17 protein-coding genes and 2 tRNA genes are annotated in these 20,668 nt (G+C 33.8%); 9 read left to right on the forward strand and 10 right to left on the reverse strand.

What is annotated here, in order from left to right; genetic code table 11:
* The first annotated feature begins 14 nt into the window (after positions 1 to 14).
* The 5 genes from aroB to mog are packed head-to-tail and all read left to right on the forward strand — an operon-like array spanning position 15 to position 6,128.
* Complete coding sequence (gene aroB / locus CGEO_RS04480; protein WP_075540458.1) at positions 15 to 1,055, forward strand: 3-dehydroquinate synthase; 1,041 nt, start codon at positions 15 to 17, stop codon at positions 1,053 to 1,055.
* Complete coding sequence (locus tag CGEO_RS04485) at positions 1,052 to 2,698, forward strand: mechanosensitive ion channel domain-containing protein (RefSeq protein WP_075540459.1); 1,647 nt, start codon at positions 1,052 to 1,054, stop codon at positions 2,696 to 2,698. The genes aroB and CGEO_RS04485 overlap by 4 nt, the downstream gene beginning before the upstream one ends.
* Positions 2,695 to 3,933, forward strand: a complete 1,239-nt coding sequence (mtaB, locus tag CGEO_RS04490; RefSeq protein ID WP_075540460.1) for a tRNA (N(6)-L-threonylcarbamoyladenosine(37)-C(2))-methylthiotransferase MtaB — start codon at positions 2,695 to 2,697, stop codon at positions 3,931 to 3,933. Before CGEO_RS04485 ends, mtaB begins: the two co-directional genes overlap by 4 nt.
* Entirely contained in the window at positions 3,896 to 5,596 is a 1,701-nt protein-coding gene (locus CGEO_RS04495; protein ID WP_075495375.1) for an ATP-dependent metallopeptidase FtsH/Yme1/Tma family protein, read from the forward strand. The genes mtaB and CGEO_RS04495 overlap by 38 nt, the downstream gene beginning before the upstream one ends.
* The gene (gene mog, locus CGEO_RS04500; RefSeq protein ID WP_075540461.1) at positions 5,586 to 6,128 is read left to right on the forward strand and encodes a molybdopterin adenylyltransferase; all 543 of its coding nucleotides are present in this window, start codon (positions 5,586 to 5,588) and stop codon (positions 6,126 to 6,128) included. The genes CGEO_RS04495 and mog overlap by 11 nt, the downstream gene beginning before the upstream one ends.
* Before the next feature lie 640 nt (positions 6,129 to 6,768).
* Here the strand turns inward: mog and CGEO_RS04505 are convergent.
* The 10 genes from CGEO_RS04505 to CGEO_RS04550 form a co-directional block, all read right to left on the reverse strand.
* On the reverse strand, positions 6,769 to 7,578 hold the full coding sequence (locus CGEO_RS04505) for a phage integrase central domain-containing protein (protein ID WP_075540464.1): 810 nt from the start codon (positions 7,576 to 7,578) through the stop codon (positions 6,769 to 6,771).
* An 807-nt stretch (positions 7,579 to 8,385) separates the two neighbouring features.
* Positions 8,386 to 10,266, reverse strand: a complete 1,881-nt coding sequence (locus CGEO_RS04510; protein ID WP_075540465.1) for a hypothetical protein — start codon at positions 10,264 to 10,266, stop codon at positions 8,386 to 8,388.
* Positions 10,267 to 10,418: 152 nt separating this feature from the next.
* Positions 10,419 to 10,625, reverse strand: coding sequence for a hypothetical protein (locus CGEO_RS04515; protein WP_075540466.1), 207 nt, complete (start codon positions 10,623 to 10,625; stop codon positions 10,419 to 10,421).
* 184 nt (positions 10,626 to 10,809) lie between these two features.
* Positions 10,810 to 12,105, reverse strand: coding sequence for an ATP synthase mitochondrial F1 complex assembly factor 1 (locus tag CGEO_RS04520; RefSeq protein ID WP_075540467.1), 1,296 nt, complete (start codon positions 12,103 to 12,105; stop codon positions 10,810 to 10,812).
* Between the two features lie 127 nt (positions 12,106 to 12,232).
* Positions 12,233 to 13,489: a tyrosine-type recombinase/integrase gene (locus CGEO_RS04525; RefSeq protein ID WP_133147236.1), complete on the reverse strand. Its 1,257-nt coding sequence runs from the start codon at positions 13,487 to 13,489 to the stop codon at positions 12,233 to 12,235.
* 253 nt (positions 13,490 to 13,742) lie between these two features.
* Positions 13,743 to 13,829: transfer RNA gene (locus tag CGEO_RS04530), tRNA-Leu, on the reverse strand.
* A gap of 548 nt (positions 13,830 to 14,377) precedes the next feature.
* A complete protein-coding gene (locus CGEO_RS04535) occupies positions 14,378 to 15,256 on the reverse strand; it encodes a DMT family transporter (RefSeq protein ID WP_075540469.1) in 879 nt (292 codons plus the stop codon).
* A gap of 88 nt (positions 15,257 to 15,344) precedes the next feature.
* Positions 15,345 to 15,647, reverse strand: coding sequence for an HU family DNA-binding protein (locus CGEO_RS04540; RefSeq protein ID WP_075495117.1), 303 nt, complete (start codon positions 15,645 to 15,647; stop codon positions 15,345 to 15,347).
* Between the two features lie 171 nt (positions 15,648 to 15,818).
* Complete coding sequence (locus CGEO_RS04545; protein WP_075495119.1) at positions 15,819 to 16,556, reverse strand: YaaA family protein; 738 nt, start codon at positions 16,554 to 16,556, stop codon at positions 15,819 to 15,821.
* A gap of 40 nt (positions 16,557 to 16,596) precedes the next feature.
* Positions 16,597 to 16,673: transfer RNA gene (locus CGEO_RS04550), tRNA-Arg, on the reverse strand.
* 148 nt (positions 16,674 to 16,821) lie between these two features.
* Between CGEO_RS04550 and CGEO_RS04555 the strand changes: the two genes are divergently transcribed.
* The 4 genes from CGEO_RS04555 to CGEO_RS04570 all read left to right on the forward strand — a co-directional run bounded on the left by CGEO_RS04555 (position 16,822) and on the right by CGEO_RS04570 (position 20,615).
* Positions 16,822 to 18,285: an acetyl-CoA carboxylase subunit A gene (locus tag CGEO_RS04555; protein ID WP_075495121.1), complete on the forward strand. Its 1,464-nt coding sequence runs from the start codon at positions 16,822 to 16,824 to the stop codon at positions 18,283 to 18,285.
* On the forward strand, positions 18,278 to 18,508 hold the full coding sequence (locus CGEO_RS04560; RefSeq protein WP_075495123.1) for a hypothetical protein: 231 nt from the start codon (positions 18,278 to 18,280) through the stop codon (positions 18,506 to 18,508). The genes CGEO_RS04555 and CGEO_RS04560 overlap by 8 nt, the downstream gene beginning before the upstream one ends.
* Positions 18,508 to 19,224: an arginyltransferase gene (locus CGEO_RS04565; protein WP_075540470.1), complete on the forward strand. Its 717-nt coding sequence runs from the start codon at positions 18,508 to 18,510 to the stop codon at positions 19,222 to 19,224. The genes CGEO_RS04560 and CGEO_RS04565 overlap by 1 nt, the downstream gene beginning before the upstream one ends.
* Before the next feature lie 113 nt (positions 19,225 to 19,337).
* Positions 19,338 to 20,615, forward strand: a complete 1,278-nt coding sequence (locus CGEO_RS04570; RefSeq protein WP_075540471.1) for a nucleotide sugar dehydrogenase — start codon at positions 19,338 to 19,340, stop codon at positions 20,613 to 20,615.
* Positions 20,616 to 20,668 lie beyond the last annotated feature (53 nt).

Below are 20,668 nucleotides of genomic sequence, written 5' to 3' on the forward strand. Positions count from 1 at the left end.
GAAAGGGCGAATTTATGAAGACGCAGATAAATTTAAAAGAAAAAAATAAAAGTTATACAGTATATATTGATGAGTTAGATAAAATCACTCTAAAAGGAAGCGTTGCTATAGTAACAAACCAAACTGTTGGTGGGCTGTGGCTAAAAGAAATTTTAGGGCTTTTAGAGTGCGATAAACTAAGCATTATAAGCATACCAGATGGCGAAGAGTATAAAAACTTTGAAACGCTAAATCAAATTTTAGAGCAGCTTTTCATAGCAAAACTTGATAGAAGCAGCACACTTATCGCACTTGGCGGTGGTGTGGTTAGTGATATTACTGGATTTGCGGCTAGTATTTATGAGCGAGGAATTAAATTTATAAACATTCCAACTACGCTTTTAGCGCAAGTTGATGCAAGTGTTGGTGGAAAAACAGGGATAAATAATAAATTTGGTAAAAATTTAGTCGGAGCATTTTATCAGCCAGAGGCGGTTTATTGTCAGAGTAAATTTCTTAGCACTTTGCCAAAACGCGAATTTAGCGCAGGCGTAGCAGAAGCTATAAAAATGGCTATAACTTTTGATAAAGAATTTTTTAACTTTTTTGTGCAAAATGATTTAAAAAGTAGTGAAGAAATCGCTAAAGTGATTTCAAAATGCGTTCAAATCAAAGCAGATGTTGTTAGCAAAGATGAGAAAGAACGAGGCATTAGAGCGGTTTTAAACTATGGTCACACTTTTGCGCATGTTATAGAAAATGAGACAAAATATACTAAATTCCTACACGGCGAAGCAGTGGCAATCGGCATAAATATGGCAAATCATCTAGCGCTTAAGCTAAATTTACTAAGCCTTGATGAGTTAAATTTAATCAAGCAAACATTGGTCAAATTTAGTTTGCCAACGCACTATAAAATCAAAGATTGTGAGCATTTTTACAACGCATTTTTCCTAGATAAAAAGAGCGAACAATCAAAAATAAAATTTATATTACCAGATGGTATAGGAAAATTTTGCGTTAAAGATGATGTGGATAAAGATATCGTTATGTCGGTTTTAGAAGAGTTTAGATGAGAGTTTTTCTACTAGTTTTTATCTTCTTAGCGCCATTGTTTGCTGATATAAACACAACTGATACTAGCTTAGCAAAAAAAACCGATGAAAGAGGCAGTTATGATTCGGTTGTCGATGGGCTTTATAAAAAAATAATTATAATTGATGCAAGCATAAAAGACAACCTTTGGTTTTCGCAGTTTTCAAACTTTTTAGACTATCAAAAACTGATTTTAGATAAAGATAACTTAAACAAAGAGTTGGGTAAAACAAGAGATAAAGATAGGCGAGATGAGCTAGAAAAAAGGATAAAAACAGTTGGCGAACAACTTGAGCTTTTAAAAGATCATAAAAACCCACCATTTACAAAAATCCTTCAAGCAAAAGATATAGGAGAGTATCAGCGAGTCGTTAGTCCTATAGGGATTATCGATGGACTTTCATATATCAAAAACATACTTGGTTATAAAGATAATTATGCTCAAAATTTACAAAACCTATCGGTGCTAATTTCAAGGCTTCAAGAAAAAGAGCAAATTTTAAACTCTTTAACTAACTACAACCCAGATGATCAAAATATCACAAAAGAGATAAGCGATTTAAGATATGAGTTAAGCGAGCTAATCTCTGCTAGGGATATCGCAAAAACTACACTTGAAGTCTATGATAAAAAAATCGATGAGCGTATAAAAATCGTAAGAGCTGATATAAGTATACAAATAAGAAGAGCGATGAATATCGCAGCTATCATTGTTTTTGTTATTTTGTTATCGCTTTTGTTTAAATACATAGCTAAAAAGTATATAAGTGATAATGAACGCTTTTATATGGCAAATAAGATTATAAATTTCTTTAACATTACATTTATAATGCTTATTTTACTACTTGCATATATAGAAAACATTAGCTACTTTGTTACGGTGCTTGGATTTGCTTCTGCTGGTGTGGCGATAGCGATGAAAGATATGTTTATGTCTATGCTTGGTTGGCTTGTTATAACCATAGGTGGGAGTTTTCACGTAGGCGATAGAATCCGTGTAAGAAAGGCAAATGGCGAAGTTTACGTAGGTGATATCATCGATATATCGCTACTTAGAATGACAATTTATGAAGATATTACTTACACGACGTGGAAAGAGTTAAGAAGAGCTGGTAGGATTATATTTGTACCAAATAACTATATTTTCACCGAACTTATATCAAACTATACTCATAGTGGTATGAAAACCGTATGGGACGGCATAGATATACTTTTAACATTTGATAGCAACCATAAAAAAGCGATGTATATCATAAAAAATATAGCTAGAAAGTATTCAAAAGGCTACACAGATATCGCTAAAAAACAGATGAATAAACTTAGAAGTCAATACAGTATAAAAAATCCAAACATTGAGCCTAGAATTTTTAGCTTTTTTGAGCCATATGGTATCAAGATAAGTGTGTGGTATATGACAAACTCATATGCAACTCTTAGTCTTAGAAGCACCATTTCAAGCGAAATTTTAGAAGCTCTTAAAAAAGAGTTAGATATCAAGATAGCCTATCCAGCTCAAACTTTATACCTAAATGAAAAAGATATCGCCACATCTGCGCACACTACTGTAAAACATAATGAAATCCTAGACTTTGATGAACTAAATACCGAGGAACAGTTGTTTTGAAAATTTACTTTAAAACTTTTGGTTGTAGAACCAACATTTATGATACTGAATTTATGAAAAGCTCGCTAAAAGAGCATGATGTTGTAGAAGATGAGAGCTTAGCAGATGTTATAGTTATCAACTCTTGCACTGTTACAAATGGCGCTGATAGCGATGTTAGAAACTATATAAATAGAACTCAAAGAAAAGGAAAAAAGGTCTTTTTAACAGGGTGTGGAGCAATCAGCAAGGGTGAGGAGCTTTTTAAAGATAAAAAAGTTTTTGGTGTTTTTGGTATGTCAAAAAAAGCTGATATAAATAGATTTTTAGAGCAAAAAAGCGAATTTATAGAGCTTGGAAATTTAACTTCACGCGATGAAAATATAGTAACGAGTTATGAAAATCATACTAAAGCCTTTATAAAAATTCAAGAAGGGTGCGACTTTCGTTGTTCATACTGTATAATCCCTCTAGTTAGGGGAAACGCAAGAAGTCAAGATGAAAATGGCATAATAAATGAAGCTAAAAATTTAGTGAAAAACGGCTTTAATGAGCTTGTTTTAACTGGGACAAACATCGGAAGTTATGGCAAAGATACAAACACGACTCTTGGAAAACTTTTGCAAAAATTAGGCGCTATAAATGGACTTAAAAGGGTTAGGCTTGGAAGTTTAGAACCTTCTCAAATCGATGAGAGCTTTAAAGAAATTTTAGATGAGCCGTGGCTTGAAAAGCACCTTCACATCGCACTTCAACACACTAGTCAAAAAATGCTCTCTATAATGCATAGAAGAAATAGAGCACTTAAAGATATCGAGCTTTTTAATGAGTTAAGCCAAATGGGATTTGCCTTAGGGACTGATTTTATCGTAGGACATCCAGGAGAGAGCGAGGCTGTATGGGACGAGGCGGTTGAAAATTTTAAGAAATTTCCACTTACGCACATCCACGCGTTTGTTTACTCAAAAAGAGATGGAACGCTTTCGGCTGATATGAGAGTTGAAGTCGATGGCAAAACGGCTAAAGAGAGACTTAAACTTTTGCAAAATATTGTATCTTTGAATAATTTTGAATTTAGAAAAAGACATTATAATGTTTTAAGCGTTCTGGTTGAGCAAAAAAGTGGCGAATTTTACACTGGTTTTGATCAGTTTTATAACAAAATTCAGATAAAAAGTGATAAAAATTTAAAAAATCGCTGGATAGAGATTGGGGATTATGATGTTGAATTTGCAGGAAATTTTGCAGAAATTTAAGTTAAATAAGCTAAATATCGCGCTTATTTTTTTAGTTATTTTGATTGGTTTGTTAGCTTTCGTATACTTGCGAAATAGCGCTGTATACATCAACTACAACGAATACAAGCAGCTTTTAGACACTGATTCTATACAAAAAGCACGCATAGAAAATGATAAAATTTATCTTACATATAATGGCAAGGAGTATGTTGTCTTAAAAGAAGCTGTGGATTTAAAAGAGCTTTATGAAAAAACAAAAATAACTAAAAGCGATGAGACGCCGTATTACACGAAATTTATCATAATGGCGTTTATAGTTTTGGCTTTGATATTTGCTATAGAGTTTTTTATCATTAGAAATTTAGCAAACAAAAAGAAAACTCAAAGTATAGAAACTAGCAAAAGTGCGCCAAATTTAGCAAACCAACCCATAAAGCCGGTTCTTTCAAATGTCAAATTTAGCGACGTTGCTGGAATCGAAGAGATAAAAAGCGAGCTAGTTCAGATAGTAGACTTTCTTAAAAATCCTGAAAAATATAAAAGCTTTGGCATAAATTTACCAAAAGGAGTTTTGATGGCAGGCGCTCCTGGAGTTGGTAAAACTCTTATCGCAAAAGCTGTTGCTGGCGAGGCTGGAGTGCCATTTTACTATCAAAGCGGAGCTAGTTTTTCTGAAATTTATGTAGGCGTTGGAGCAAAAAAAGTTAGAGAGCTTTTTGCAAATGCTAAGTCAAATGCGCCTTCGATTATATTTATCGATGAAATCGACTCGGTTGGAAAGAGTAGGGGCGATGGAAGAAATGATGAACGAGAAGCTACACTAAATCAGCTTTTAACAGAGATGGATGGTTTTGAGGAAAACAGTGGCGTTATAGTTATCGCAGCAACAAACAAAATCGAGATGATAGATGATGCGCTTCTTCGCCCAGGGCGTTTTGATAGAAGAGTTTTCATATCTTTGCCAAACTATAAAGATAGGATTGAGATTATCAAAATTTATCTTAAAAACAAAAATCATGATGTAGATATCAGCAAACTTTCTCGTTTAAGCGTAGGATTTAGCGGTGCTGGACTTGCCACTTTTGTAAACGAAGCTACGATAAATGCGATAAGCAGAGGCAGCAAAGTAGTCCAAACTATAGACTTTGAGAGTGTTAAAAACAAAGTCTTATTTGGCAAGAGAAAAACTTTGGTGTTAGATGAAGATGAAAAGGAAATTCAAGCCCTTTATCAAGGTGCAAAGGCGCTTAGTGCGTATTGGTTTGAAGTTGGGTTTGATAAGATAAATTTACTTGAAGACGGATTTATAAATGATGATAGAGAGATCGAGTCAAAAACTGTTTTAAAAAATAAGCTTAAAGTTTATCTAAGTGGCTTAGCAGCGCTTAAAATTTATAAAGATGATATGTTTAATAACGCCAAATTTGACATACAAAAATCTCTAAATTTAGCAAACTCTATGATATATGAGTATGGCATGGGCGAGAGTTTTATGCCAAAAAATGATGATGTTTTAAGGCTGCTAGATGAAAACTACGCTGAAGTTAGCGAATTTTTAAAAAGTATGCAAAACTCACTTTTTGCTGTGGCAAAGCACATATTTGTATACGAATCTGTGCATTTTGAGATGGTAAGACAGATAATCCAAGAGCAATACACAAAGGATGAAAATGAAGATTAAAATAGGAATTTTAACACTAAGCGACCGCGCTAGCGAGGGAATCTATGATGATAAATCAGGAGCTAGTATAAAAGAGCTAATGCAAGAGTGGATAAGCAATGAAAAAGAGTATTTTTATGAGGTGATTCCAGATGATTTTGAACTCATTAAGGATAGGTTGATTAAATTTTGCGATGAGTATAAGTGCGATTTGGTGGTAACAACTGGCGGGACTGGACCGGCACTTCGCGATGTTACACCAGAGGCTACTGAGATAGTTTGTGATAAGATGATGCCAGGTTTTGGCGAGGCGATGAGATTAGAAAGCCTAAAATACGTACCAACTGCGCTTTTATCTAGACAGACTGCTGGGATTAGAGGAAGCTCTTTTATCATAAATTTACCTGGCAACCCAAAGGCGATAAGAGAGTGTTTAGAGCCAGTTTTTCCAGCTATCCCATACTGTATAGATTTGATTGGTGGTGGATATATAACAACCGATGAGAGCAAAATGAAGGTTTTTAGACCAAAACATGCGATAAAAAATGTTTAAGTAAGACTGCGCGTTTACATAGCTATTTTTTATAAGATTATGATAAAAATTTTCAAGTTGATTTTAGATGATTTTAGCAAATTCAAAAGTAAAATATAAATTAAAGCTTGTTTTGGATAAGTCGCGCCATTTTGGCTTTTGCATGAAAGTGAGTTTCGATGCGACTTGTTTGGATATAGAAATTTAATGTTTTGAACTTTATAAGCTGGTATTTGGGATAGTCCCTTGAGTTCGCACTCAAAGGCTTTCTTCCTACCAGCCAAAAAATAAAAAATATATTATTAATATAAAATTTTATAACACACCTAGAGCACAAAATTTGTTTTGTTATAAACAAACATGTACCCATAGTTGAGTCTATAACCAATATCTACTGCTTCTATATCCATCAAATCTTTATAAATTTCATATTTTTCGCCTTAGCATCAATGAAATTTCGCCATGTTTTTTACCCAAAAACTAGTGTCGTACTAAGCGTGTTTTCTCTTAAAACTCCAAATTTATTTTCACTAGTTGGGGTAGGGAATATCAGTTTGGACCCTTTAAAATCGATATTTTGGCGAGTTAAAAGCCAGTTTGCCAACGCGGTTGGGATTCCTAATTTTTGCTGTTTTTTTGTTTTTGTTTCGTTTGCGTCGAATTATAAATAATAGTTTCCGAGTTCATCTTTTTTTATTTGTTCTTTTCGTAGTTCCATGGCATTTTGAGAATGCAAAGCAGTGCAAAGCCCCATTATAAGGGCTTCTCGAACAACTATAGAATTTTGATAATTAAATACATAATTAATTAAAAACCTTAAATGTTCTAAATTTTGACTATCTAAATAGCCATAGCCACATGATTTTGGTACTTGGTGGTGGTCGCTCCATTTTTCATCGCTTAACGGATTCAAAACCACTATTTTACGGACTTTTGCGAAACTAAAAACGTCTTGAATTAGATTAAAAATTTCCTTTAAACTTTCAAATTTTCCACTATGAAAAATCCTATCTAATATGCAAATTATTTGTTCGTGCTTTATTTTCTTCACTGGTTTTTCGTGAAGTTCATGAAAATGTTTGAACTGGGAAATTCGTTTTGCTACAGTTTTTGAACTTTTTCCAAAATATTTGTGTTGCAAGTATAATTCAAACACCGATTTTAGTGTGTTTTTACCACCAGTTTCTATATTTTTTGAATACTCATCTCGGGCTTTTTGAGCTTGTGAAAAGCGCATTTTTGGAAATTCGCCTAATTTTTTAAGTTTTGAGCCATTAACCACGTAAAAACTGATATTTAGCTTTTTATTATGCTTTGTTTTTGATATTTTTACTCGTAAATTCTTATCAATGTTTTCAGAATAAGGATTTTTTCGCGAAATCGGCAGTTTAAATTCTGAAAGCACGATATCAGGGGCTGTCTTGAAACCTTTTCTTTGCTTGATTGGGGTTATATTTTTATCCAAAATCATTACTACACTCCTGTTTTTATTTTGTTCTATATGTAGTAATTATAACTGTTGGTGCATTTTAGCTATCAAACTAGACCAAATTTGGTTGGTATAGTTTTTGGTCTAGTTTTTACGCGAATTCAGCTATACCTTAAGTTGATGTTAAGACTAAGCAAAACATCGGTATTGCTGGACTTTTTTAAGTTTTTTATTAGTTAAAGGATTGGATTTTGTTCGATAAAAAGGATATATGGTGCCCGGAGCCGGAATGGCTTCAAGCTTCAAATATGCCTATTTTACGAAGTTCCACACCTTTTACCCCTATATTTTTTAGATAAGGGCAAAAAATTTAAGAAAATCACAAAACAACATAAAAAATAGGATAAAAATTGCGAAAGCTTAAGTTATAAAGTTAAAAAAAACAAGGTAGTTTAAGGTCAAAATCGCCTACAAACTTAAAATGTCATTTTAATATCTAATACTTTCAAATTTTTAAACTTGGACAATGATATCAAATTTTTAATTAAAATGCAAATTCTTTTTAAAGGGGGTGCAGTTTTTTGTTTGCCTTTTTTTGGTGCGAATAAGGATAGCATATCTCGCACACGAGTCAAGGGCGTCGCTTCGCTCGTGGATTGCCGTAAACGGCAACCCTTGACACGCGCACGAGATATACATAATCTCGCACCAGCAAAAAAAGGCAAACAAAAAAAAAGAAAAAACATTCTTTTTCTCTCTAGGGGGGGGGTTATTTATTATTAATATCAAGTGGTTCGTTCTTTTTACTGTCTAGCCCCCATTTTAAGGGGAGGGACAGGCTGTTTTGACTTATCGTCCAAACCCGAAATTTTGAGAATTTTGTTGCAGTTTTAGTTTCTTTTTTCGTTCAATTTCGGTTGCAACTTGGGGTGAATTTAAAATGGCTTTTGAAGAAATCCAGTTAGGAATTAAATCGTAAGTTTGCTCCAACAACTTCAAATCCACATCTTTAGTTTTTAAACTCTCGATTTTATCGGCACAATCGCGATTTAGCTGTTCGAGATGAGCATAGTGTTCGCGTTGGGCGCCAGCTTCCCTCAATTGCTCTCGAACCCCCGCCACGTGGGCTTTTAACGTCATTTTGAGAGCGTGAATTTCACTTAATTTTGCTCGATTTTGCAGTCTTTCGTTTTCGATTTCGAGTTCGGTTGTGGTTGAATTTTGAGGGGTTTGAGTGGCTTTTAACTCCTTGTTTTGGGCTTTTAACTCGCTGTTTTCGTTTAATAAATTCAAAGTTGAAATTTTATACATTGAGTTTTCGGACGCAAGTTTATCGACTTTGGCTTTTAAAATTTCATCGTTTTTATTCGATTTCTCGACTTTTTGGGCTTTGAGGTCGTGGATTTCATCTAAAAGCTCGTTTTTTGCTCGTTTATGCTCTTTTGATGTTCGAGATAACAACGTGCCAATACTCTGAACCAAAGCACCCGCAATAAAAATGGAGTTCCAAAGGCTCGATTTTAGGGCGTGTTCAAGCGCTCCATCTTGCCATTGTTTTTTTGAAAATTCATCTCCAATTTGCAATAAAACGTTACTTTTTATTGCATTTATGTCGGTTATTTTGTCAATAAATTTATCTAATTCTTTATCGCTAAGTGCCAATATATCGACGTTTGAAAGCATTTCGAGTTTTGAATTTAGAGTGTCCGAAATTTTAGCATAAGAACTATAATCCATTTTTTCTTTTTTCATCTCATTAATCGCACTCTTAAAAGTACTCCAAATAGCCGATTTTAGGGCGTTTTGAGCCTTATTTGACGTTATGTTTTCGATTTTTTGTTCGAATTTATCGTGTTTTTCGGTTGCTTCTTCGATTTCTTGCTTTTTGATTTTGTCCTGAATTTCTTGTTTTTTGAGTTTCAACTGCTCGATTTCGGATTTTGTTTGGTCGATTATAACCTTGTAAAGGTCGGCGTTGCCGACGCTACAGCCGTCGGCGAACAGTTTTCGCCATTTTTTATCATTTGCCATAAGTTCAAGTTCTATTTTTTCTAATTCTTCTTTATAATTCTCGTGAGAAATTGCTCGTTTTTGAAGTCGTTTTAACTCATTTTTTAGCTGCTTTATCTCGTTTTCAAGGGGGGCTGTGAGTTGTTTCATAAGTTTGTATTCGCGATGCTCCAACCTCTTATTTTTAGAGCCGATTTCGCCTCTTTCGAGGTTCAGAATTTCGGCAACTTGCGTTTGAATTTCGCTCATTAATTGTCGATTTCTGTAATTTTTTCGAGCCAAGTTTCGCCCATCTTCATCGAGGCAAAAAAAACAGATATGAGCGTGTAAATTTGGGATAAATTTATCCCCCTCCCAATGCCCCTCGTCCCTATGAATCGCCATCTGTATGGGGGTATATCCTAGTTTTTGTTGGATTAAATCTGCTACTTTTTCTACGTCTTTCATCGTGTGATTTTCGCCCAAATTTAGCACACATTCCCAAAAAATGTTTTCATCTTTACCCTGAAATTTTTGGTTGAATTTTTTCTCATAATTTGAAATTGCGGTTTGTTTCAATTCGGTGGCTTTTTTTCTGGCTTCGGTTGCACTCAGGTTACACTCGTTTAGGTGGGTAAATTTTTGAAAAACCGACTTAGCTTGAAAGCCCTCCCTTGCGTTATGCCAAAAGGCGGCGGTAATCATTTGTCGGAAATTTATACTGGATTTTGGTTTACTCATTTTAATTCCTTTTTTTGCCTTTTTATGCCCCTTGTGGGCTAAAAGGCGATTTATCGTACTGCGTCCCGTAGGGCGCTTAGTACGCCCATTAAGCACCCTGTGGGGGCGCGATGGGGTTTGTTTTTGCCCCACAAGGGGGCAAAAAAAACAATTCAGTAGGATTCATCATTTTGGCTGTTTTTTGGCTGAATTTCCGTGATTTTTTGACTAAATTTTAGTGCAATTTCTTCATCTATTTTAGACATTTTAGCCCTGATTTTTCGGGCTTCAGATTCGTGTTTTAATGCTTCATTTTCGAGAGTTGCGAACTTGTTTAGAAGGCGACCTAAATCTTTTGCTTTATAAGTTAAATTTTGCATTTTTGACTCCTTTTTTAATGTAATTTGTATTACTTTTACTTACATTATTATATGATATTTTTTAGTTAAATCCAAACGAAACAAGCAGTAGAAAAGAAAGCTATCAGCGCAGGGCGCTGATAGCCCTTAATGCCTTGCCCTTAATCGCGGTCGCGATTAAGGCTTCTTTTTCTATTGCTAACTATCAACCGTCAAACAAATCTATTTTAGGCGGTTCTTTTTGGGGCTTTTTTATGCTTTTTGGCTCTTCTGGCTGTTGAAAACAGGGTGTAGTTGCAACCATATAAGTTGTCGGTTCTTGCTTTATTTTAGGGGCTTTTTTGACTCTTTTTTGGTTTAGTTTATACTTGTTTTTTAATTCTTCAATTAACTCTTTTATGTCTTCTTTTTTAACTAAATTCTTGGCTTGTTTTTTTAGTTCATTTTTGAATTTACTTAGTTGTAAATTTGTTATTTTTCTTTTAAATTTATAGTTAAAATGATATCTGCCTGTTTTAAATCTCAACTGCATATTTATATTATCAATTTCTCTCTTTCTTGTTTTTTTAGGCGCTGGAACATACGGAACTAAAATCGTTTTATTTAGCACAAACTCTCGATTTTCAGGGGGTTCACTCTTGATTCTTTTTAACTTTCGATTTGCGAGTTGGCGTTTTTTTGCTTCGAATTCTGCTTCAAAAAACTCTTGAAGTTTGTTGCAAATTTGCAACCAACTTGTCGAATTTCCGACGTTATGTGTAACAAAATAGAGCTTTTTCTCGTTTTGCACCCCGAAAATTTTGGCGGTGTTGAAAATTTTTCCATTTTCGGATTTTGAGGTGACTTTTAAAAGATAATCTGGGTTGCAAACATCCCCAACAGCCCCATCCACAGGGTATCTCTGTTTCAATATCTTTAATATTTTTTGCTTTTCGTGAGCATTGCAAAACAAGGTTGCGTGGAGGTGTGGAGTGCCGTCGTAGTGGCGCTCCAAAACATAGGTCGTCCACGTTTTGTATCGCTTCAAGCCCCTTGAAATGGTGCTTTGAAGATGATTTATTATTTTTTTGGCAATTTCTTGATTCGTTAAAATTCGATAATATTGATGGGCTTTGACGCTGTATTTTTTCGTTTCAATGCCGATTTCTTGGGCATTTAAACACAGTGTCATCGCGCTAACTTCGAGATTTTTGCATAGGTTTTTGTTTTCATTAATTTGAATGTATAGGTTATCATTGATTTTTTGTTTAATTTTAGGTTGGACTGTAAATATGCCGTTTTCATCCTCAAACTCCCTGTAGATGGCGTTTTCGAGCCTTCGGTCGAGGTCGAAATTTTGGGTATAAGAGGTGCGTTTTACTGGCTCATTCATAAAAACATCTATGTCGTCTGTTTTTGAAATTTTAAATTTATCCCAAATTTTGACAATTTTGGCGTCCTGTTCTTGTTTTTTTGATTCAAGATACCGAAAATAAGGGGGTTGGCGAGTAGTGTTAGTCATTTTTGCCCCCTTAGACGGTATTCATTTTTATAAATTGCAATTAAGTAAAATTTGGTATAATTTTTTTTACAAGGCCTTTTTGCGAATACACACTTCATACACGTTAAAACAAAAAGGCTTTTCATCGTCATCGTCTAGCCCCCAAAATATCATATCCAGCTATCTTGTTTAAAATTTCTAGCCATTCGGTTAAAATTTTACGAGTTCTATTAATTTCTTGTGATTTATTATAAATTTTTTCAATTTTTCCAACCTCGTGAAACAAAACTTTTTCAACGCCAACATCATCAACCAAGTCCCCATTTTGCGATGTTATCTCGCGATAATAACTACTAAAAATTTTCCGGAAACTGTGAAAAACAAAAGGTCCACCCACAGCGATGTTTTTTTCTTTTATCTCTTTTAAGGAAAGATTAAGGGTGTTTTCGGATAAAATTCCAGTTTTACTTGCAGATGTGGCTGGAAATACTAAGTTTAGCCCCTTAAAATCGATGTTTTGACGATTTAAAAGCCAGTTTGCCAACGCGGTTGGAATTCCTATTTTTTGCTGTTTTTTTGTTTTTGTTTCAACTGCTTCAAAGGACAAATAGTAGTTGCCGTTTTCATCTTTTTTTATTTGTTCTTTTCTCAATTCACGAACATTTTGAGAACGTAAAGCCGTGCAAAGTCCCATTATAAGGGCTTCTCGAACAACTATATTGTGTTTATAATTATAAATTGTGTCAATTACAAATTTAAGATGTGCTAAATTTTGAGGGTCGAGATAGCCGTGTCCGTCGCTTTTTTTAAGTGTATAGTGGTCTTTCCAATTTTCATCTCCTATAGGGTTAGTTTCAATAAATTTGCGAATTTTTGCAAATTTTAAAACATCTCTAATTAAATTAAACAATTCTTTTACAGTATCGTGTTTTTTGTTAGCATACAAGCGGTCAAAAATTTCAATGATTTGTGAGTGCGACAACGATTTTATGGGCTTTTCGTAATAGTTAAAAAAATGCAGCATTTGTGATTTTTTCTTTTTAACTGTTTTGTCACTGTTTTCGGCACATTTGAATTTTAAGTATAGCTCAAATACCGATTTTAGCGACATTTGGGAGCTGTTTTTAGCTTCGGTTTTGATTGAATTTAAGGCTTCTATTGCTTGCTTGAAATTCATATCAGGAAAGCTTCCAAGCACCTTAAAAACCCCATTTTTAGCAAGATAGAAAGTCTTGTTATATTTTTTTGTTTTTTTCTTTAGTTTTTTAATTCGGATTTCAAGGTTTGCGACTGGGCGCTCTTTATAAATTCCATTATAGCCGAGTGGCAACGTAAACTCGGATAATATTCTGTCTGGATGGATATTCCAGCCTGAACGTTCGGTTAGGGGGGTTATTTCATTCATACTTCATACTCCGTTTTTTTAGTTCGTGTATAAGTAATTATATGAATTTTTTTAAGTTGCTCGATTTTTTGCTAAAAAAAGGTATCTTTTTTAAAAAAGTACCTTTTTAAATACCGCTTTTGACTTTTTTTTCGGAAATTCAAGTATATAATCATTGGTTTTGTATAGCTAAGTAAAAACTAAGCAAACCAACGGTATTACTTGAGTTTGTAAAGGTTTTTTTTGTGTTAAAAAGCTGGATAATTACGTGTAATGGTGCCCGGAGCCGGAATCGAACCGGCACGGGGTTGCCCCCGCCAGATTTTGAGTCTGGTGCGTCTACCAATTTCACCACCCGGGCAATGGTTAATAAACTATAATTATACAGTTCTTTTCTTAAAATTTATATAAATTTTAAGAAAACTCAAAATTTACTTAGTAAATTTTGAAAAATATCTCGCAAAAATATCTCGCAAAAATATCTCGCAAAAATATCTCGCAAAAATATCTCGCAAAAATATCTCGCAAAAATATCTCGCAAAAATATCTCGCAAAAATATCTCGCAAAAATATCTCGCAAAAATATCTCGCAAAAATATCTCGCAAAAATATCTCGCAAAAATATCTCGCAAAAATATCTCGCAAAAATATCTCGCAAAAATATCTCGCAAAAATATCTCGCAAAAATATCTCGCAAAAATATCTCGCAAAAATATCTCGCAAAAATATCTCGCAAAAATATCTCGCAAAAATATCTCGCAAAAATATCTCGCAAAAATATCTCGCAAAAATATCTCGCAAAAATATCTAAGTGTAAATTTTAAAACAAATTTTTTCCTAAGCTTTGAGTAGCTGTTTTTTTAAATATTATTAAATTTTATAATTATTTTAACGCGAGCGCATTTTTTCTTATTTACTTTTTGATATCAAAACGCCAGCAAATATAATCAAGAAAATTCCTATAAATGCTATGCCATCTGGAAAAACATCACCTAAAAACCAGCCAAAAAGCATAGAAAAAGGTATGTTTGCATAGCTTACAGGCGCGACGATTCCAGCTTTGCTTACGCCATAACTTTTAGTCATATAAACTTGAGCGATTGTAGCAAAAAAGCCCATTCCTGCGATGTATAATATATCAAATTTAGTTGGCATCACAAAAGGCGAGAGCATAAAATCAAGACTTTGGTTTTGATAAATTTCAGCTAAAAGCATTAAAAAAAGAGGTCCAGCACTTCCAACTATCATAAAAGAAAGCACTATTGAGCGAGTGTCGTAGTATTTCTTAAGCTCTCTAATGCTCGTATAGGCAAGCCCTCCACCAAGCCCACTAAATATACCTAAAAGATCTGTTTTTGAAAAGCCGATGTCTGGTTTAACAAATAAAATAAGCCCAAAAAAACCTACCAAAATTGCCATCCAGCCGATACTTCCGATTCTCTCTTTTAAAAAAATATAAGCAAACATAGCTGTAAATATAGGTGAAGTTTGAGAAAAAATCATAGCATTTGCAAGCGGGATATTTGCTATGTTATAAAAAAATGCAAGCAGAGCCAAAAAGCCGATAAAACCCCGTAAAAAAAGTAAAAATGGCTTTCCGCCAACGCTTTTAAGCGGAGATTTTACAACGCTTATGTAGATTAGCGCTACGCCTATAAGATTTCTAAAAAATACAACTTCAAGCGAGCTTAAATTTTGGCTTAAAAGTTTTGAGAAAACTCCCATTACAGCAAAGCAAAGTGCTGAAATCAGCATATATATAACGCCTATATTTATATTTTTAAACATCGTAAGCTTTTGAGTTAAATTTAAAAAGTCAGTTTATTAAATTTAGTATAAATTTAAAAGAGGCGACGCAAGATACGCCGCCATTAGATTATTTCTTTTTAGCAGGTTTTTTTGCTTTTGCAGAAACTGCATCTTTAAGTTGTTTTCCAACTCTGAATTTGACAACTTTTGTAGCTGGTGATTTATAAGTTTTATTTGTGCCAGGAACTTTGCCTTCTCTAGCTGCTCTTTCAGCGATAGCAAAAGATCCAAAACCGATAAAACTAACTATTTCGCCTTTTACTAAAGATTCGCGGATTGAATCTAAAGTAGCATCAACTACCTTTAGTGTGTCTTTTTTTGATAGTCCAGCTTTTTCAGCAACCAATTGAATGAATTCAGCTTTTTTCATGAAGCATCCTTTAAAATAAGTTTTGTGATACCATTCTACAATACTTTTATAAAAAAAACAATACTTTTTTTTCAAAAAATCCCCTAAAATCAAGCTTTTTTCATAAATTTATATAAATTTAATCGAATTTAAGGACTTTTTTAAAAAATATGAACTTAAATAAAACTTAAATCATAATATAGATAAAACCATCTCTCGTTTGTTTTTTATATTTTTAAGTTCAACTAGCTTTAAATTTTGGAATTCCACCTCTTGAAATTCTTGAAAATTTAAAACATTTTTCTTGGCAATTTCCCTTAAAACAATGCCTCTATAGTGTTTTGCAAAGTGGCTTACAACCTTGCCATTTTTTATAAATTTAAGTGTCAAAAACTCTTTTTTAATGCTATAAAATTTATCATAAAATCCAGCACGCAAGTCTAAAATATCCTCGTGTTCAAGTGCCTCATCGAGCGACTTGCTAAAAGTTTCTTTGTAAAAATTTTCTATCTTTAGTTCGCTAAATTTTTCGCCTTGTTTAAACTTATAATCAGGAAGTGGAGTATCGGCTTTTAAAACTCCATATAAATTTGAAAAAATAAGAACATTTTCATCTATATATTTTTGTGAATTTAAATCCAAAGAGCGGTAATCAAGCGCTTTATAAGCTACGCCGTCGTATCTTAAAACAGCTTTTATGCCTAAATTTGACTTAAAGCTTTTTTTATAGTACTCCACGCTTTTTTCATCTTTTGTGCCAAAAAGTTTGCTAAGCTCTTCAAAAGATGCGCTTAATATGAAGTTTTCATAAGCGTTTAAAACAAATTCTCGTTTTTCTTTTAAAGATGGAAATATAAAATTATCTAAACTAAATTTAGCACTTGCGCTAACTTGGGATTTCATCTCGCTTGGCGAAAAAAGAATTTTCATAATCTGCCTTGTAGTTTTGAAATAAAATGTGTAAAAAGAGTGGTGCGCCCTAGAGAATTCGAATCTCTGACCTTTTGAACCGCAATCAAATGCTCTATCCAGCTGAGCTAAGGGCGCATAAATTTAAAAGAAACGAAATTGTACTAAAATTTAACTTAAAATTAGCAAAAGCACTAAAATTTAATAAAAAGATGACAAATTTAAGGTTTCGTAAATAAATTTATACTAATATAGCAAAACTATTATCTTACATAAAGGTGTTTAAGTGATACATAAAATTCTTATAGCAAATCGCGGCGAGATTGCGGTTAGGGTCATTAGAGCGTGCAGAGACTTGCACTTAAAAAGCGTGGCTATCTACACAAAACCAGATAAAGCTTCTCTTCATGTGCGTATAGCAGATGAAGCTTACGAGATAGGCGAACACCCAATGCACGGCTATCTTGATGCAAAACGCATAGTAGAAGTTGCTAAACACTGTGGAGCGGATGCGATTCATCCAGGATATGGTTTTTTAAGTGAAAACTATGAATTTGCCAAAGAGGTTGAAGATGCAGGGCTGATTTTCATAGGGCCAAAAGCCGATGTTATAAGAAAAATGGGTAACAAAAACATCGCTCGTTATCTTATGCGTAAAAATGGTATCCCAGTTGTTCCAGGAACTGAAACATTAAACAACGAAACACTAGAAACGATAAAAAGATACGCTAGCCAAATAGGCTATCCAGTTATCTTAAAAGCAAGCGGTGGTGGCGGCGGACGTGGAATTCGTGAAGTGCATAAAGAGGCTGATTTAGAGGGGCTTTTAGATGACTGTAAACGTGAAGCTAAAGCGTTTTTTAACAACGATGAAGTCTTTATGGAAAAACTTATCTTAAACCCAAGACACATCGAGTTTCAAATTTTAGGTGATAACTATGGAAATATCATACATCTGCTTGAGCGCGACTGCTCGATTCAAAGAAGACATCAAAAAATCATCGAAATAGCACCAAGTCCAACGATGAGTGAAAACTTACGTAAAACTATGGGCGTAACAGCGGTTGCTGCGGCAAAAGCGGTAAACTACACAAGTGTTGGAACGGTTGAGTTTTTACTAGATGATTATAATAATTTTTATTTTATGGAGATGAATACAAGAATTCAAGTCGAGCATGGAGTAACTGAAGAGATAACTGGAATTGATTTGATAGTGCGTCAAATTCGAATTGCAGCGGGCGAGATACTAGATATCGAGCAAAGTGATATAAAATCTCAAGGTTTTGCTATAGAAGCTCGTATAGTTGCAGAAGACGCGGCTAAAAACTTTACGCCAGCCCTTGGCAAGGTTACAGGATATTATCCAGCTTTAGGACCTTCAGTCAGGGTTGATAGTCACTTGTATAAAGACTACAACATACCTCCATTTTACGACTCGCTTTTAGCAAAGCTTATGGTTAGATCTACAAGCTATGATCTAGCGGTAAATAAGTTAGAAAGAGCGCTAGAAGAGTTTGCTATTGAAGGCATTTGCACGACGATACCGTTTCTTTTAGCTATTAGTAGAAGCCGTGAGTTTAGAAGAGGATTTTTTGATACATCTTATACCGATAGGCACTTGCCATATCTTAGAGAAGAGATGAAAAAATATAAAGATAAAGCTAATAAATTTAGCCAAGAAGATGACTTAAAAGCCGTTGTTATCGAGGCTATAAAGAGATTAAAAGAGGATAGGGCGAAAAATGAATGATTTTTTTGACAGCTTAAAAGATATCAAAAAAGATATGATAAAAGAGCAAAAAAAAGATGAGCCAAAACAAGTTAAAAAGACAAATCCAAACAGAGATGAGTTTAAAGATATATTTAAAGATGATGAATTTGATGTGGAAAAAGAGAGTGTAAAAGCTCGCCAAAAAAGGCTGCAAGATGAATTTAGCGAGTATGTAAAGCACACAAATATCAAAAAGATATGATGAACTTGATACCATTTTGCACTCTTGATACGACTTGCCCATATTTACCAGATAGAAAGAGTAGAACGGAGTATATCTACATCGAAGGATGTAACTTCGAGCTTAACTCAAAGCTGGTTAGATATGGGTTTAGGCGTTTTGGAAGATACTTTCAAAAACCAGTGTGTCAAGGGTGCGATAAGTGCGTAAGCGTGCGCGTAGATAGCTTTTCTTTTTTACCATCAAAAAGCCAAAGAAGAGTCATAAGAAAAAACGAAAACACACGCTGGTACTACTCTAGACCGCTTGTAGATGATGAGCATGTGGAGTTGTTTAAAAAATACCATAGGCATATGTATCATAAAAGGGACTGGAAATACTATGATATGGATCTTAAGAAATACTATGATTTATATGTTTTAGGGTATGGAAATTTTGGCAAGGAAATTTCATACTATAATGAAGCAGGCGAGCTTATATGCGTGGATTTAATCGACATACTTGAAGACGGTATCAGTTCGATTTACTGCTACTACGACCCGGAATACTCACACTTAAGTTTAGGTAAATTTTCTCTTTTAAAAGAGATAGAATTTATTAGAAAATCAGAACTAAGATGGGTTTATCTAGGCTATCATGTAGATGGTTGCCAAAGTTTAGAGTATAAAAAGGACTATCAACCGCAAGAAATTTTAACCGAATATGTTGGGTTTGATAAAGATGCGATTTGGAAGTAGGTGTGATAAATTAGTAAAATTGGGTATAAAAAATACCTAAAAGCTTTGATTTAAAATATATTCAAAGAAAACTAAGATAAAATATAATTTATGAAATTTAAAAAGGCTTATAAATGTTAAAAAACAAAACCATAGCTATAGTTGGGTTAGGATATGTAGGGCTTCCTCTTTTGCATGCATTTGCTAAAAAGTACAAAAATGTTATCGGTTATGATATAAACCAAACGCGAATAGATGAGCTAAAAAGTGGTTATGATAGAACTTTAGAATTAGATGATAAGAAAATAGATGAAATAAAAGACAACGTTCTTTACACAACTGATATAAAAGAGCTTAAAAGAGCGAACATCTATATAGTTACAGTTCCAACTCCAATAGATGATAAAAATAAGCCAGATTTAACACCTCTTATAATGTCTAGTAGGAGCATAGGTACAGTGCTTGATAAAGGCGATATAGTGATATATGAAAGCACTGTTTACCCTGGCGTTACGGAAGATGTTTGTGTGCCAGAACTAGAAAAAAGCTCAAATTTAAAGTTTAATAAAGACTTTTTTTGTGGATATTCGCCAGAACGTATAAATCCAGGAGATAAAGAACACACTGTAAGTAAAATTTTAAAAGTTACAAGCGGTAGTACGCCAGAAATCGCAGATGTCGTAGATGAACTTTATAAAAGTATTATAACTGCTGGTACTTTTAGAGCAAGCAGCATAAAAGTAGCAGAAGCTAGTAAAGTTATAGAAAACACGCAAAGAGACGTGCTTATAGCTCTTACAAATGAATTAGCGCTTATCTTTAACATGATGGGAATAGATACAAATGAAGTTATAGAAGCAGCTGGAACTAAGTGGAATTTTATAAAGTTAAAACCTGGGCTTGTAGGAGGACACTGTATAGGCGTAGATCCATACTATCTAACTTACCGCGCAGAAGAGCTTGGATATAAGCCAAATTTGATACTAAATGCAAGGCAGATAAACAACTCTATGGCAAAATATATAGCTGAGCAAACTATACGAACATTAATCGATAAAGATAAAAAAGTCAAAGGTTCAAATATCTTAGTTTTGGGTGTAACTTTTAAAGAAAATTGTACTGATTTGCGCAATACAAAGGTTGTTGATATCATAGAAGAGCTAAAAAGTTATGGCATAAATGTGGATGTGTATGATCCTTGGGTTGATCCAAAGGAAGAGAAGAAAAAATATAAACATGGTATTATAGAGAATCCTTTCAAAAAAGATAAAAAGTATGATGCTGCTATTTTAGCTGTTGCGCATGATGAATTTAAAAAACTAACTCAAAAAGATTATGAGAATGTTTTGGATAATGATATGATAATAATCGATGTAAAAGGCATAGCGCCAAATCCAACTTGGAAGCTGTAAATTAAATACATGGTTAAACTAGATTATAGTAAAATATAGAAATTTTATATGAA

The sequence above is a fragment of the Campylobacter geochelonis genome (assembly GCF_013201685.1).
Classification (GTDB): Bacteria; Campylobacterota; Campylobacteria; order Campylobacterales; family Campylobacteraceae; genus Campylobacter_B; species Campylobacter_B geochelonis.